Here is a 15,600-nt window from a genome sequence, read left to right as displayed (position 1 = left end):
CTAATACTTTTATATGTACACTGAAAGAGGCAGCAGTTATGAAAGAGTTCTTTCGGTTATTGCAAGTGTGTGGCTTTAGTGTTGTTTTACTCGCCTGCGGTGGCTCGAGCGATTCATCTTCAGAGGGCAACACCTCTGGACCTAGCCCTTCAACCCCTGTGTCTTCTGCGATTGTTGGTATGGCGATCGATGGCTACCTCGAAGGCGCAACTGTGTTCCTCGATTACAACTTTAATCATACTCTCGATGCGAATGAGCCCAATGTTTTGACAGAAGCGCAGGGGCGCTTCTCTGTGGATCAAAACGCGTTGGAGGCCTGCTGGCAATATGTGCCTATCGTAGTCAATGTGCCGGTCGGCGCTTTTGATTCGGATTATGGGGAGGTGATGCGCGCCTACCAGCTCATTGCAACGCCTCAAGTGATCCGCGAGCAACGTCTTGGTGAGCAACAAGCCAGTAATTTAGTGATTTCGCCTTTCACGACGCAGATATGGCAAAAAGCCATTACGGCGTGGCAACGCGCGCAGACTGCTGAGCTCAGCTGTGAGTTAGTGCGTACAGATTCAGAGGCTCGCGCCCAATTGGTTACTTTGATTGATGAGGCGGAGTCTGATATTCGCTCTACGTATAATTTGTCGACTAACCAGCTGTATGGCGATTTTATTGAGAGCGGCGATGGTCGCACGCATACGATCGCTCAGCGATTTGCTGTCGGGCTTCAACAAGCGCATGCAGAAAAGGAACAGGTTGCACAGCTATATCCAGATTTTACAAAGGTAACACGGGTCTATTTACCCACGGTCGCGGAAGGTAGCGGTCAAATCACCGATAAATGGTTGCGTCAGGATTTTGGTGTTGCGGAAAACAATGTCATGCTTCGTGTGGCTGAGGTGTCTGGTACGTTCGATTCGGTGACTCAGCCTGTGTCTATTTTTCAGCAGGGTGAAGAGGTTGTTGGTGAGCTGCAGCGGGGTACGACAATTCAATGGACAGGCGGCTCAACGTGTACGGTGTCGGTTGAATATTGGGCAAACTGGCAAGCCACTGAGTACCGTATTATGGGGCGAGCAACGACTGACTTTGATGAGGTACAAGGGCGTTGCCAGATGCCAACCCAAGAGGCGAGTACACTAGCGACGCTAGAGGTCGATGTTATAGCTAATGCATCATCCCAGCGTACTGATGAGAGTCAGCATACCTTTTTGCCCGGAGCGAATGCGATTGTGGATGAGGTTTGGCAGCGCTTGTATGGTAGCGGTTCGCCAATTGCCGTGGATCTGTCACGACTCGATTTTATTGAGCCCGCGCTGTCGTTCCCAGATAGCTACGGTGCGGACTCTTGGACGCGATTAAGACGAGACAATATCAGTGATCGCGAACAACTTGTGCTAAAACGTGTTGATAGTGGTTTGTGGGTTGAAACGCGATTACGTGACGATGAGGTAACGGCGTTACGTTGTGGCTCCGAATTTGATTTAGTGGCTGCGGCGTCGTTGGCTGAATGCTACCAGCGTTTTGGTGCGCCTGTCTTTGCTGAGAGCTTTGATAGCAGTTTATCCGATTTTGCACTGAGCCTGTTTGATAACGCGTTGATTGAACGTGCTGAGGCGGGAGGTGTGAATAATTCAACCGGCATTCAAGTGAACTATGAGGGGTATGAGCGCGGTAGCCGTCGAGTGCTAGACAAACAAGCCTTGCCGCCCGCTTCTCGCTATTCATTGAGCTTTAATGTTGAATTTTGTGAGGATTTCAAGTTTGTTCGTGGTGGGAAACTGCATGGGTTGGGACCATTGCGCGCCATTACGGGCGGACGAGAAATGACCGATGATGGCTGGAGTGTGCGCCTTAGCTTTGGCTCGGCGGGTACGTTATCAACGTATATTTATCATCAAGATATTCCCGGTACGTATGGTGACTCGTGGCGGGTACCGAATTTTACGTTTATCCCTGGCCAGTATTACCATTTGCAGTTGGTCGTGCAGGTTAATCAGCCTGCGTCTGTATCGAATGGTATGGTGGAAGTGTGGATTGACGGTGAGCAGCGTATGGTAGTTGATAATTTACGCTTACGTGCCAGCGATAGTACGGACAGTTACATTCAGCATTTATTGTTTAGCACTTTCCACGGTGGGAGTGATGATACCTGGGCACCAAAAGATGATGCAGGGAACTTTACCACCGAGTGTGCGTACTTTGATGATTTTATGATTGCACACTAGTGGCACTATTGTGCTAAAGCGCGAACCGTTTAAGAGCCATGCTTTGTCGCATGGTTCTTTTTTTTGCTTTGTGGTGAGTGATGGAAGGGGATTGAGTGTTTACTTATGCCCTGAAGTGCCCGTAATTCGCGGCATATGTTAGAGTAGAGGCCAGCCATTCAGACCGACAGTTTTTTAAGGATATCATGTGGTCGCTGAACAATTGACAGCTATTTTTGATGCCGAGTGGTATTTACGCCAGTACCCAGATGTGGCTGAGGCGGGCGTCGACCCTTGGTGGCATTTTTCTCACCATGGCTGCAACGAGAACCGTCTGCCATGTGCGCTTCCTGCGTTTGAATGGGAGTCGATACTTTGGCGCCAGCCTTTGCAGCGTGCGCGGGCGCTGGCTCAATTAAAGGCGTTATTTGAACAATGCGATACGCACCAACAGCGTGTTAATAGAAGTTTGGCGGGTTTTGTACTGGCGCGTTTTTATGCCAGTGAGGGAGAGTATGCGGGGGTTGCGGATTATTTAAAGCCCATACTTTGTGATGCGACCGCGTGCCTATTAGTGCCAACGCAAGCGCCTTGGCTGCTGTGCTTTTCAGCGCTGTATCATCAAAAGCAGGACGCACAGTTAGCGAGGCTACTCGCCGATATGGCGTGGCCGGATGGATTGGAGCGCCAACTTGCTATCGGGATGACACAAGGCACGCTCGAGAGTTGGGAAGCCTTGCAACGAGGTTGGGAACAAGAAGGGTTATCGCGCGCACCCGCTCCCCAAGATATGTCGCACCTGTTACCCTCCGATATGCCTGGTGTGCGTCACGCTTTACCCACGTCACTCGGCTGGCGGCGATTTTTACCTTGGCGTTATCGAGTATCTGTCGTCATTCCTTGCTATAACGCGGAGCAGACTATTGCGCGTGCTTTGGCGAGTTTATGTGGGCAAACATGGCCCTATCTAGAGTTGATTGTGGTTGATGATGCGTCGGACGACAACAGTGCTAGCGTGGTGAGGCGATGGCAGGCGCGTGATTCAAGAATTCGCTTGGTTGAGCAGTCCGAAAATCAAGGCGCCTATGCGGCGCGTAATCGAGGTATGCAATCTGCGACAGGCGATTGGTTAACCGTGCACGACGCCGATGATTGGTCTCATCCACAAAAGATTGAGCGTCAAATGCAAGCATTGTTATCCGATCGCCATGCTGTTGCATCTGTGTCCCATTGGATTCGCTGCGACGAGAAGTTGCAGTTCCAGCGTTGGCGGATGGAGCAAGGCTGGGTGTACCGGAATGTCTCTTCGCTGCTAATCAAGCGCGAAGTGTTCAGTGCGCTTGGGTATTGGGATAATGTGGCCGTGAATGCGGATACTGAATATTACTATCGATTACAGCATGTCTACGGCGCTGACGCGATTGTCGAGGTGATGCCGGGTATTCCGCTTTCTTTGGGGATGGTGTTGACCGATAGTTTGACTCAGCATAGTGCGACCCATTTACGAACTCAGTTTTACGGCGTGCGAAAAGACTATCACGAACGCGCTTTGGCTTGGCATCACACCATGTCGCATCAGTTACCTTTACCCGCAGAAATGACCACGCGTCCGTTTGCCGTGCCGCCACGCCTATGTCGAGGTTCGTCGGCCTTACAGAAGGATAATTTTGCCCGCTATGTCCGAGAGTGTCAGTGGGTAGATGAAGGGTGGTATCGACAACGTTATCCGGATGTTGCCGCTGCAAATATCGATGCAGTCGAGCATTACTTGGCTCATGGTTGGCAAGAGGGCCGTGATCCTTGTTCACATTTTTCAACTTCGGCGTATCAGTTTTTGTATCCTGACGCGAACACAATCAATCCACTGTGGCACCGATTAACTCACGAACCGAACACACCGCCTATCCCTCTTTCGATAAGAGGGCACTTGGAAACCCCACCGTCACAACCGGGCGCAACAGCTGATGACCAACCTGCGATGGTGTATGTGGGACATCAGGTGTCGAACTATCAATTCGGTGCTGAGCGCAGTTTTGTTCAAATACTGAAACAAATCGCGACTCGCAAAGATTGGCAACACCATGGTTATCGGATTGAAGTGGTCTTGCCTTCGGCTACCCGTGATTATGTTGAGCAAATCATGCCGTTTTGTCATCGTGTGACCTTTATTCCTACGCCTTGGTGGCATCAGGAGCGCGCGCTATTGGATGCGTCTTGCCAGGTGTGGAGAGCTTGGCTTGAGCGCGTTAACGCCAAGGTTGTGTATGTGAATACCTTGGTGATTGACTTACCGTTATGCGCTGCCAAACAGTTAGGGATACCTACGGCGGTACATGTCCGAGAATTACCCGAGCATGACCCAAGTTTGTGTGCTGCGTTAGGGACGACGGCCAATGCTTGGCTGCATCACTTTGACCCTTTGGTGGATACGTGGATCGCCAACTCTCAGGCGGTGGCTGAGTGGTTAACCGATGTGCGTAAACCGCTTGTTTGGCAAAATCCATGGTGTGTCCCAGAGGCAGGTGGCGTTGGTATTCCGAATGGAGAGCGTCTAAAAGTGGGGATGCTGAGTAGCAATATAGTTAAAAAAGGGATCTGGGATGTGTTTCGAGTGGCTGAGCAAGCGTTGTCGGAACAGCTTCCTATCGACTTTTATCTGTTTGGGCCACACACCGCTGACATTGAGGCAATGCAGGCGGATAGAGTGCCGAGTAATCTTCACTTCGCCGGTTATGTGGATAAACCAGATGACGCATTAGCATCATTGGATGTGGTATTAAGTCTCTCTCATTTTTATGAGTCGTTTGGGCGCACGGTACTTGAGGCGCTCGGTGCAGGAAGAGTGGTGATTGCTTATTCCCAAGGTAGCATGGTGGAGTGGGCAGCAGGCTCGCCGGTGCTTTGGGCAGCGTATTTAGATCACGCGGCAGTTACCGCACACTTAGCGGTGCTTTGCAGCGATAGACAGGCGTTGCAGCAACGGGCATACCATGGTCAACAGTGGGTAAAACAGGCATTGCCCGTTAGTGAGGGCGTTGAACAATGGATGTCAATCTGCGAGCGATTGGGTCGACAGGACGATGGGATCACGCCAATCGATAGCGACACGTCCTTGATAACCGTTGATGTCATTGACCGTAAAGATAGGTAAGTAGTTGAGATAGTTATGAAGTCTAGTCAACAGTTGCATTTTGTGCGACACAAGATCGATGTATCAAGCGTATTAGCTTGGCATTTGGATGGGCCAAGACCAGGTGTGGAGAACACGGCTGATGATGGCGCAATGCTTAAGTTTCATGGTTGGCTTTTATATGAGCCCATTTACCGGGCGACGATTTGGGTTGAGGAGGAGGGACGGCGCCATAATTTTGAACTGAATATTGAGCGTCCGAATGTGGTGGAGCAAAAGCTTGGTGTCAGTGCGGATAAGCACCCACTTCGACGCTGTGGTTTTCAGTTTGAGGTGCCGGTATTCGATAAACCTTTTATGTTTGGTTTTCGGGTCAACGGCCAACTCATTAAGGTTTTGGAGGGGCGGTGGTTAACGCCTCAGCAAATTGCGGAAATTGAGCGGCCACGCAAGACCTCAGTATGGCAACGATTCAAACCGTGATCCCGTTATGTTTTTGTTGTTGCCTCAAAATGCTCTTCTTCTAAGCGTAAAGTAAAGTCCTCACGATGACGCGTTAGATGGCGACTATAGTGAGGGTCATTTTGAATGATGGCTGGCCAGCGTTGTTTCATGAGCGTGATCTCTTGTTGCTCTCGCGCTTTCTTCGCTGGCGTGTCTTCTTTGCCCCGACTTTTGGACTCATAGTGGTAAAGCGTTGCACGTGGCGTCCAGAGGTTGTAATAACCTGCTTGTTGTACTTTGAGGCAAAAATCAACATCGTTGAACGCAACGGTGAGCTTTTCATCAAGCCCGCCGACGGATTCATAGAGCGAGCGCTTGACTAGCAGACAGGCTGCAGTGACTGCGGAATAATTCTGGCTACATGCTAAGCGTTTCTGATAGCCATGACTGTATGTAGAGTAATGTTTATGTGCATGGCCTGCGAGCCCCCATATGCCTAAGATAACCCCGGCGTGTTGAATGGTGTCATCAAAAAATAACAGTTTGGCCCCGACGCAGCCAATATCTGGTCGACTTGCTTGACGGACCATCTCAGTGAGCCAAGTGGAATGGATAACTTCGGTATCGTTATTTAGTAGACACACGAGATCGCCGTCGCTGTGTGCGACGGCGAAATTGTTGATCGCAGAGTAGTTAAACGGCTGGTTATAGTCTAATACTTGAACACTACTATGCTGACTAATTTGTTGGAACCACGCCAAGGTGTCGGGACAGTCACTTTGATTATTGACGATAGTTATTTGGTAATTCGGATAACTTGTTAGCCGTAGGATACTCTCCACACATTGCCGCGTAATCGTTAATCCATTTCGGGTTGGGATGATAATCGACACGCGTGGATGAGGAGCCGGAAGACGATAGTGTGCGTGATAGACTTGATGCGTTTTGTCGAAAGTGACACGCGTAATAGTATGCACATCATTCTGGGTGAGTTGCTTAAGTGCGCTTTGTACCTGTTGACGTTCGGTCAGCGCAATGCCTTGTTGTTCGCTACGGCGCTGGTGGAAAAGTATATGCGGTATATGAATGCAAGCGCATTTGGCCGTAGGTGTGTTTAATGCCGCGTGAAGACAGCGGACATGTTGGGGCATTGCGAGAAAAGATGAGTGTATCAGCTGTCCATTAAAAAAGACGGCACGACCCATGTAGTTGTTGCTTTTCAGTAGTTCGGGGTTCCATTGTGGCTTAAAGGCGGGAGCACACCTTTCCTGCTGGACGGTAATTTCGTCATGGTCACTGTAAACCAAACTGGCTTCTGCATTATGTGCTATCCACTGAGCAAAGAGTGCTAGCGCATGTTTCGGCCATTGATCACCACACTCGATGAAACTATGCCAAGCAGTGGGTGCGAGTTGCGCCTTGTTATATGAGGTTATCTGGACCCTGTCTTCTTGAAGCGTAGCTAGGTGCGCTTCCAGCCATGCGGGGAGGCTCTGTGTAAGCAGATTGAGTTGCCAGTATTGATGGGTTTGATCGATTAGGCTTTGAATTGTTTGTTGTACCCCTTTTTTACCATCGGATGTAATATCATCTGGAATTGGCATCCACACCACTGTAGGTATGCTTTGCTGGCAATGAACGTTAGGCAGCTTAGGTTGAAAGTGCTGCCGCCAGAATGCGTAGGGCGTCTGGAGAAGGGTTTTACCGCAGAGCATTGGATGGTATGTCTGGACGAGGCGCTGGAGGGCAAATGGCCAATCGACGCGCTTTTGTCTTGCCCGCGTAATACGATAAATATGTTGCCAGCTCCCTCCTTCTTGTTGCTCTCGTCGTGAGACGGTACGTAGCATGCTCATCACAGCGCTGACTTGAGAGACGCGCTTTAGCTGAATGCTAACCTTGATATGTGCGCTAAGGGTTGGCCATATCAGTTCAATATGTTTTAGAGGTATTGGACTATGAAATGTTAAGCTCAGGAGCCCAGTTTTTTCTTGAATCAATGTGATTGGCGCTTGTTGATCACCGAACTCAACAAATACTGAATTTATCTCTTTTGCTAATTTTGTCTCTTTGGCTAATGAAAGGGCGTGATATTTTACCTTCAACTGATACCACCCTCCTTCCGAATTAGGGTGTTCGAGTTTGAGGGTATTTTTTGTGACTTGTCTTAGGACCCAAGAATGATTTTTTATCTGTGCAGTAACAGAACCTGGATAACGTATATGTGGTTCCATGGAAATAAATTTCTCGGGTCGCTTTTTGTTTAAATATTGAGCGCGGTGAGAGAGGATCTCAGAATTTAATCGATTAGATGTAAGTGACATAGGCGCAGTATTCAAACAAAGGACGTTAGGCGGTAATATACCGTTTTTGAACGTCAGTGAAAATAACCATAGCAACGCTTGGTGGATATGCGATGAGTAATATGGATAAAAAGCCGCAACTGACGTCGTGGGTAGGCACGTCTGACGACGAGATAGCGCGACTGATTGAAGGTCCAATAGCGAAAGCACGGTATTACTGGTTATCACTTTGTATTGCTGAGCCATGGCGATATCAAGGATTTGTTGTTGAATTCATCAACCATGATGGACGGCAGCAATACTTACCTGTTGGTGCAAGTTTACACGGTGTCGTTAAGCAATGGATCGCGCTGCCTCGAGGTGCGCGGGCAGTCCGTATCCGTGATTGTGATTTGAGCAGCCATGCTAAGGTGCGATTAGATAAAAAGTGTGTGAAGCCAGCACGATCGATTTGGTCTTTAGGGTATCAAGCGTTTTCATTGTTAGTAGCATTGCGCCGTCGCGATATCGTTGATCACACCGGTTGGGCTAAGCAAGTGCTAAATTGGTGGCGCCGCTTTGGCTTACGTGCGACTTACCAGAAATTACAGTTATGTAAAGTGCGTTCTCCAGAAGTGCCATTAGAAAATTGGTGGCACGAGCATTACACGCAAACCGCCATCGATGCTGGTGAGTTGAAGGCTCGGCTTGGCCACCATGTTAAAGATAAGGTTGTGGTATGGATTTTTGCTTCAGAGGAGATGACGCAAGCGTCTTTTATAGCGACGCTCGAATCTTGTTCAGGGCAAGATGCAGAGATATGGATTGATTCGCGTATACAGTTTGATGTGCCAACGTATGTCAGTGCGCGAGTCGCAACGATTGATATGTTGTATGATAATCCGCGTTGGAACTGGTGTTTAATCGTGCCGGTCGGAGCCAAATTATTACCTTACGCGGTGACTTGTTTTTATCGAGCGAGTATCAATCAGAATCATATTAAAGTGATTTATTCGGATCATGTTTATGGCTCTTTGGCATCATCCGTGGGATCTATGCCTGATCGCATAAGCTTAAAGCCAGATTGGTGTCTCGAACGGCAGCGTGCAGCGCATTATTGTGGTGATGTGCTATTCGTTGAGCGTTCAGTGTTAACGCAGTTTAAAGCATTATGGTCAGCTGAAAAACCGATGAGCTGCGCCTATTCTCCTTACTCGTTATTGTTGGCGCTGGCGGAWACCCAGTTGGTCGATGCATTTCATCATGTGCGCATACCTTTGTGGTTACAAACATATACCCATCGACTCTCGGAACTGAATACGGTACTTACGCAGCATTTGTATCGGTGTGGTATCAGTGCTGAGCGTATTGTGTCGGAACACTGTGTTGCAAAACTCAATTACACCAGCACATGGCAGCCTGTGGTGTCCATTGTTATTCCGTTTCGTGATAATGTTGTCGTTACTCAGCAATGTATCGATAGTGTATTAACTTTGACGGAGTACGCTGAGTTCGAAATATTGCTGGTCGATAATCAAAGCCAAGAATCGGAGACATTCATTTGGTTACAGGAGATTGAGCGGCACCCAAAAGTGCGCGTGCTGAATTACGATGACGTGTTCAATTTTTCAGCGATTAATAATTTTGCCGTTGAGCATGCACATGGTGAAGTCGTTATTTTGCTCAATAATGATACGCAAGTTATCAGTGGAAACTGGATTGAGGCTATGGTCGGATGCCTGACTTTACCCGCTGTCGGCGTTGTCGGTGCACAGCTCTTGTTTTCGAATGGACTTATCCAGCATGCGGGCTGTGTGGTTGGGCCGCGACAGGTAGCGACGCATCGCTTGGCGTTTCAATCCCTAGGGATGGCTGAAAAACGCCACGAGGGTATTTTGGTTCAAGAAGTTAGTGCAGTCACGGCTGCATGTTTAGCGATGCGTAAATCGCTTTATCAATCATTAGGTGGGTTGAACGAGCAATTGACGGTGGCATTTAACGACGTGGACTTATGTTTGCGTGTCCGTGAAAAAGGTTTACGTGTTATGTATACACCGTTCGCTCAATTGTACCATCATGAGTCTTTGAGTCGTGGTAAAGATAGCACTCCGGAGAAGCAGCGCCGTGCAGCCCAAGAAGTTGAGTTTATGCATCAGCGCTGGTCAATTAAAAATTATTCGGATCCTTTTTATCATCCTATGTTAGACGCAAGATTGGCGAATTTTAATCTCAACCCATTCCCTCAAGAGTCCATCGATTGGAGTCAATTATGATGTCGACTGACTCGCTACCCTCTCAGTGGATCGTGATTCAAGAGCGTGAAAACCCGTCATTTGATTTTTTTGTTAGACCTAAATTGTCGGCGATGGATGCAGATTGGCAATGTGTTTTATTAGGTGAGCAACCCAATCAATGTCTCGATTATTACAAAACTGATGATAGTGGATCTGGAGAAAAGCTAAATCTTCTATTTGTCCGGTATATGAACAAAGCGTGGCGGACGTGGATTAAAAAAAATCGTAGAAAAATTGCGTCAATTGTACTTTTTATTGATGACGATTTATTGGATTGGCAAGCGACATCAGGGTTATCGGTTCGTTATCGTTGGAAGCTTTGGAAATACGCGTTGAAACATCAGCACTTCTGGCGTGATATCGGTGCGAATTTGTGGGTGGCGAATCACTATCTAGCAGAAAAATACGCAAGTTGGCAGCCAACAGTATGTCCTCCAAGTAGTTGGCATGCTCAAACGATTACACAGACCCTTTTTTATCACGGTTCGGCAAGCCATAAGCAGGAGTTCTTATGGTTAAAACCTTTGTTTGAGCGACTATTGCGTGACTTTCCTCAATTAAGCATCGAGCTTATTGGAGATGGTGAAACCAATCTTTTGTTTCGGCACCTGCCGCGGGTACATGTACTTCACCCAATGTCTTGGCCGAATTATCGTACTTTGCTGGCAAAAAAGGGCCGCGATATTGGCTTAGCGCCTTTACTGGATAGTCGATTTAACTCAGCACGCTCGTGCACGAAGTTTTATGATATTGCACAAGCCGGTGCAGTTGGCATTTATGCCGATCATCCTGCTTATCGAGGGCAGGTTATCAACGGGGTAAATGGATTATTGGTTCCAATGGAACATGAGCGTTGGTATAACGCAGTTGCAATGTTGCTACAAGACCAAACGTATTATAAATCGCTACTTGCCGGGAGTATGGCAGATAAATGATGCATTATTCTCAGTTTTTAACTATCTCTCCTGCATTATCAAGCATTACCCATCTCTCTGAGTGTATAGGAGGCTCAGTTCGGTATTTATCGCCCATTGCGCGTAATAATTATCGACAGCAATCCTCCGACACGGCGGTTATCGCATGGGGCAATAAACCTTCCTCGTTAAAAGCGAAGCGATTTGCTGAGCGTAGGCAGTTACCCGTTATTCGCTTAGAAGATGGCTTTTTGCGGTCTTTATTGTTGGGACATCAATCTCCACCGCTCTCAATTGTGATAGATGATATCGGTATTTATTACGATGCAGCGCAGGCTTCTCGGTTGGAGCAGCTGATAATGCAGCCATTGTCTGATATGCAAATGCAAAGAGCGCGAGATCTGGTAAGGCAATGGCAGACGCTCAGAGTCTCTAAATATAACCATAGTGTTGAAAAGGCGATTCCTGTTGTTGAAAAGCCGTTTGTTTTAGTGGTTGACCAGACAATGGGTGATGCCTCTGTGCGTGATGGCCTTGCCGATGAGGGTTGTTTCCGAAAAATGTTGGAGAGCGCGCTAGCTTCTTACCCGAATCACCAGGTTGTGATAAAAACGCATCCGGATGTATTTGCGGGTAAAAAGTCCGGTTACTTAACGGGGCAAGCGGTTGCTGACTTATACAAAGAGCATGCGGATAGAGTCGTGATTTTAGCTGACGACATCCACCCCCCAAAATTGCTAGAAAAAGCGAGTGCAGTTTTTTGTGTGACGTCTCAAATGGGGTTTGAAGCGCTTTTATGGGGCAAAACAGTGCATACATTTGGTATGCCTTTTTATGCAGGGTGGGGGGTTACCATTGATGACTTTCCTGCACCAACTCGGAGGCAGTCTGTCACCATTGAGCAGTTGGTCTATGCTTCGTTAGTTGAGTATCCTCGCTATTGGCATCCAGAGTGGGAGCGATGCTGCCAAGTAGAAGACTTGATGACTTGGTTAGCCTTTCAGCGTCAGCAATCGCAACGTATTGATGGCGATATTAGCGCTATTGATATTTCCCGATGGAAGCAACCTATCCTTACTGACTTCTTAAAGGGAGCAAAGTTACATTTTGTATATCAAAACAAAATGCGTATTCCTTTTATTCATCGAACGTATAATCCGCATTCTTCGCCTCACCGTTCGTTGCGTTGGGGAAGTACCAAAGTAGCTGATTTGTGCGTTGAAGACGGATTTATTCGTTCGGTTGGTTTGGGGGCGGATTTGACTCGCCCCATCTCTTGGGTCGTAGACGATCTCGGCATATATTACGATGCGACACGCGTGTCACGTTTAGAGCGTATTCTAGTTGACGGTCACTTTTTACCAAGTGATTTACAGCGGGCTGAGACACTCATTAATCGTTTAGTTGAACTTAAGGTCAGTAAATACAATGTTGGCAATAGTCATTGGCAACCCCCCATGGATAAAAGGGTGATACTGGTGCCTGGGCAAGTCGAGTCTGATGCATCTATTCGTTTTGGCTCACCGGTATTAAAGAGCAACCTTTCTCTACTTCAAGCGGTCCGCAAAGCAAATCCACACGCCTATATTGTCTATAAACCTCATCCAGACGTACAGGCGGGTTTACGCCAACAAGGTCAAGATGAGCAAACTGCCGAGCAATTTGCCGATGAAATCATCGGTAACGTTGATATGGCTTATTTACTCGAGCAGGTTGATGAAGTGCATACTTTGACGTCTTTGACGGGATTTGAGGCGTTGCTGCGAAACGTCCCGGTTACCTGCTACGGTCAGCCATTTTATTCAGGGTGGGGATTAACTGAAGATATGTACTCTCATGAGCGTCGAGGAGTCCGGCGAACACTGCCTGAATTAGTGGCAGCAACATTAATCTACTATCCTTTTTATGTAAGCCCTAAAACAGGCTATTATCTCACGCCAGAGCAGACTATTGACTTTATGTATGAGCAGCGCCAAAAAGCCGCTCAGAATAGTGGTTTCTCTCAATGGCTATTCAGACAATGGCTAAAACTACGTAGGCATTAGTTTGAGAATACAAGAAGATCAGCGGGGTGCTCGCATTGGCACTTTTGCTTTTTCTGTTTTCTAGGACCCAGAACCCTAAACACTCGGGGGACAGTCACTAGAAACACTCTGGGGATAGTCACTTATATGATTGCCCTAGCAGCGTATGGCTATCAGGGACAGACACTTTTTGCTGGCGTGTTGCACTTAGCGGTTGAATCCGCGACTAAGTAACATACTGCTGAGTCAGTTTCGGCATTTGTTGGAGGTAAACCATGACGAGTAAGGAGACAGAAAGTACAGTTGCCGATCGTGATCAACGGCGATTTACAGTGTCTTCCAATCGAAGCACGCGTAGCCACAGAGTTCGTTATGTGGAAGCGGGCGGTGCCTCGGTGGATAATGAAGAGTGCCCGTTTTGCCAAACGCTTCCGAATTGGGATGAGCAGCAGGAGAAGACTTAAGTACTCCGCTTTAAGGGCGCTTTAAGGGGACAGGCGCTTTAAGCTCTTTAAGCTAACGGAACTAACGGGACAGACACCTTTATAATTGCTCTAGGAACACTCGGGGGACAGTCACTTATATGATTACCCTAGCGACGTAAGTGTGAAGTCGTTATGATGCCTGTCCTCAATAGCCAATCGGTAAATCGCCTCGTTATGTTTTCAATTGTCGACCAAAACCAACACTTTGTGGTGATCAATAAGCACCACGGCGTTAGCGTGCAAAAAGAAGCCGATCACGCGGCACTGCTGCCGGTGGTCGCGGCGCATATTGGGGTTGAGAAAGTCTACCTTGTGCATCGGTTAGACAAGATGACATCGGGCTTGCTGCTGCTGGCAACTTCTTCTCATGCGGCGTCTGTCCTCTCTGGGCTGTTTGCTTCGCGCGAGATAGAAAAGTTCTATTTGGCATTGAGTGCGAAAAAGCCGCGTAAGAAGCAGGGATTGATCGTTGGTGATATGACTAAGGGGCGGCGAGGTAGCTGGAAATTACTGACCAGCAAAGATAACCCTGCGAGAACGCGTTTTACCTCTATTGCTGGTGGTGAGGGGCGGCGATTTTTTCTATGTCGGCCTTACACAGGCAAAACCCATCAAATTCGCGTGGCGATGAAAAGCATTGGCTCTCCGCTTATCGGTGATGATTACTATGGCGGCGAGCCTGCAGATCGTGGCTACTTACACGCTTATGGGCTGCAATTTACATGTCGTTTTACCGAGGATCAGCCTGAAAAACACTATAGCTATGTGCTGCCCCCGACCCAAGGCGAATTGTGGCCAACCTTACCGGTGGAGTGGGAGCAGCCTTGGCAATTAATTAGCTAGCACACCCGGGGGCATCGATAGCGTTTTTGAGGATTTGTCGACCACGGGTGTCGCGAACCAAAATGGTATAGCTGATACCACTATCTAACATACTGCGGATATCGTTATCCTCACAATATCGACGTTTTAAGCCGGAAAAGAGCTGCCCCGGTGCTTTTTTGGCATTCTTCTCCAGAAGCGTCAGCTCGATGATGGCATCTTGTGCACGAGCGCGAACCAGTGAGTAGCCTTCAATATCCATCGGCAGTAACTGTGCAATCATGTCGGCACGTTGGATTGCGGCTTCTGCGGCTTGGTCATGCTGGGTGCTACTACAGGCACTCAGTATTAGCCCAATGGCAGCCATCATTAATACTTTTACTAATCGCATTAGGCAGGGTCCTGAGGAAGCGCTTTTTTGAAAGGTTTAACGGTTACGTCTGCATAGACGCCAGCGGCAACATAAGGATCTTTGTCGGCCCAGGCTTGGGCGGCTGATAATGACTCAAACCAAGCAATAACGGTTGATCCCGTAAACCCAGCTTCGCCCGGCTCTTCGCTATCAACGGCAGGGTTTGGTCCTGCAATCATCAAACGGTTTTCTTTTTCCAGTTGGTGTAAGCGCTCAAGGTGTGCGTCACGCACTTGCTTGCGTAGCGGTAGGCTGTTCTCTACGTCTTGCGAATATATGAGATACCACATCGTCATTGTCCTTGATAGATGTTTATAGCCATTAGGATACAGAGTCCAGATTTCTGAGTACAGCGTATTAGTGAGTATTGGGGGGGACAGGCACTTAAGCATCTAAAGTGTCTGTCCCCCCAACAAGCTAGAATCAAACCTGAATATCCCTTTACCTTCCTGTTACTGGAAGGCTTATTCTTCTGGAAAAACGGTCAGGAGATAATATGGGATGCTGTAATCAATCCCCGGAAGGTGGAGCCAAAGGGCTAAAGCCGCTCTTAAAAGCGGTGGGCGTATTGTTTGTATTGATAGTGGTGCTGGCT

At 48.0% G+C, this 15,600-nt stretch carries 11 protein-coding genes; 8 read left to right on the top strand and 3 right to left on the bottom strand.

What is annotated here, in order from left to right; all coding sequences use genetic code 11:
• The 3 genes from BZG82_RS09910 to BZG82_RS09900 form a co-directional block, all read left to right on the top strand.
• On the top strand, positions 1-2,219 hold a 2,219-nt coding region (locus BZG82_RS09910; RefSeq protein ID WP_338012751.1), incomplete at its 5' end, for a polysaccharide lyase.
• Between the two features lie 187 nt (positions 2,220-2,406).
• Positions 2,407-5,349: a glycosyltransferase gene (locus tag BZG82_RS09905; protein ID WP_077765744.1), complete on the top strand. Its 2,943-nt coding sequence runs from the start codon at positions 2,407-2,409 to the stop codon at positions 5,347-5,349.
• A gap of 15 nt (positions 5,350-5,364) precedes the next feature.
• Positions 5,365-5,811 carry a hypothetical protein gene (locus BZG82_RS09900; RefSeq protein WP_077662127.1) on the top strand — a complete coding sequence of 149 codons (447 nt, stop codon included), beginning with the start codon at positions 5,365-5,367 and terminating at the stop codon, positions 5,809-5,811.
• A 5-nt stretch (positions 5,812-5,816) separates the two neighbouring features.
• On the opposite strand, the gene BZG82_RS09895 is transcribed toward BZG82_RS09900, so the two are convergent.
• On the bottom strand, positions 5,817-8,096 hold the full coding sequence (locus BZG82_RS09895; protein WP_158075998.1) for a glycosyltransferase family 2 protein: 2,280 nt from the start codon (positions 8,094-8,096) through the stop codon (positions 5,817-5,819).
• 92 nt (positions 8,097-8,188) lie between these two features.
• Here BZG82_RS09895 and BZG82_RS09890 point away from each other — a divergent pair, with 92 nt between their 5' ends.
• The 5 genes from BZG82_RS09890 (at position 8,189) to BZG82_RS09870 (ending at position 14,614) form a co-directional block, all read left to right on the top strand.
• Positions 8,189-10,327: a glycosyltransferase family 2 protein gene (locus tag BZG82_RS09890; protein ID WP_077765743.1), complete on the top strand. Its 2,139-nt coding sequence runs from the start codon at positions 8,189-8,191 to the stop codon at positions 10,325-10,327.
• A complete protein-coding gene (locus BZG82_RS09885) occupies positions 10,324-11,283 on the top strand; it encodes a glycosyltransferase family 1 protein (protein ID WP_108742980.1) in 960 nt (319 codons plus the stop codon). Before BZG82_RS09890 ends, BZG82_RS09885 begins: the two co-directional genes overlap by 4 nt.
• Positions 11,280-13,307, top strand: a complete 2,028-nt coding sequence (locus BZG82_RS09880) for a capsular polysaccharide biosynthesis protein (RefSeq protein ID WP_077765742.1) — start codon at positions 11,280-11,282, stop codon at positions 13,305-13,307. The genes BZG82_RS09885 and BZG82_RS09880 overlap by 4 nt, the downstream gene beginning before the upstream one ends.
• A 254-nt stretch (positions 13,308-13,561) precedes the next feature.
• Positions 13,562-13,750, top strand: coding sequence for a hypothetical protein (locus BZG82_RS09875; RefSeq protein WP_077480257.1), 189 nt, complete (start codon positions 13,562-13,564; stop codon positions 13,748-13,750).
• Between the two features lie 195 nt (positions 13,751-13,945).
• Complete coding sequence (locus BZG82_RS09870; RefSeq protein ID WP_077765749.1) at positions 13,946-14,614, top strand: TIGR01621 family pseudouridine synthase; 669 nt, start codon at positions 13,946-13,948, stop codon at positions 14,612-14,614.
• Here the strand turns inward: BZG82_RS09870 and gspS2 are convergent.
• Positions 14,607-14,984 carry a type II secretion system pilot lipoprotein GspS-beta gene (gene gspS2 / locus BZG82_RS09865; protein WP_077480258.1) on the bottom strand — a complete coding sequence of 126 codons (378 nt, stop codon included), beginning with the start codon at positions 14,982-14,984 and terminating at the stop codon, positions 14,607-14,609. The genes BZG82_RS09870 and gspS2 overlap by 8 nt on opposite strands.
• Positions 14,984-15,295, bottom strand: a complete 312-nt coding sequence (locus BZG82_RS09860; protein WP_077765741.1) for a YciI family protein — start codon at positions 15,293-15,295, stop codon at positions 14,984-14,986. The genes gspS2 and BZG82_RS09860 overlap by 1 nt, the downstream gene beginning before the upstream one ends.
• Between the last annotated feature and the right edge of the window lie 305 nt (positions 15,296-15,600).

The organism is Salinivibrio sp. PR5, from assembly GCF_001996085.1.
Lineage (GTDB): Bacteria > Pseudomonadota > Gammaproteobacteria > Enterobacterales > Vibrionaceae > Salinivibrio > Salinivibrio proteolyticus.
This window is presented reverse-complemented; position numbering and strand designations above follow the sequence as displayed.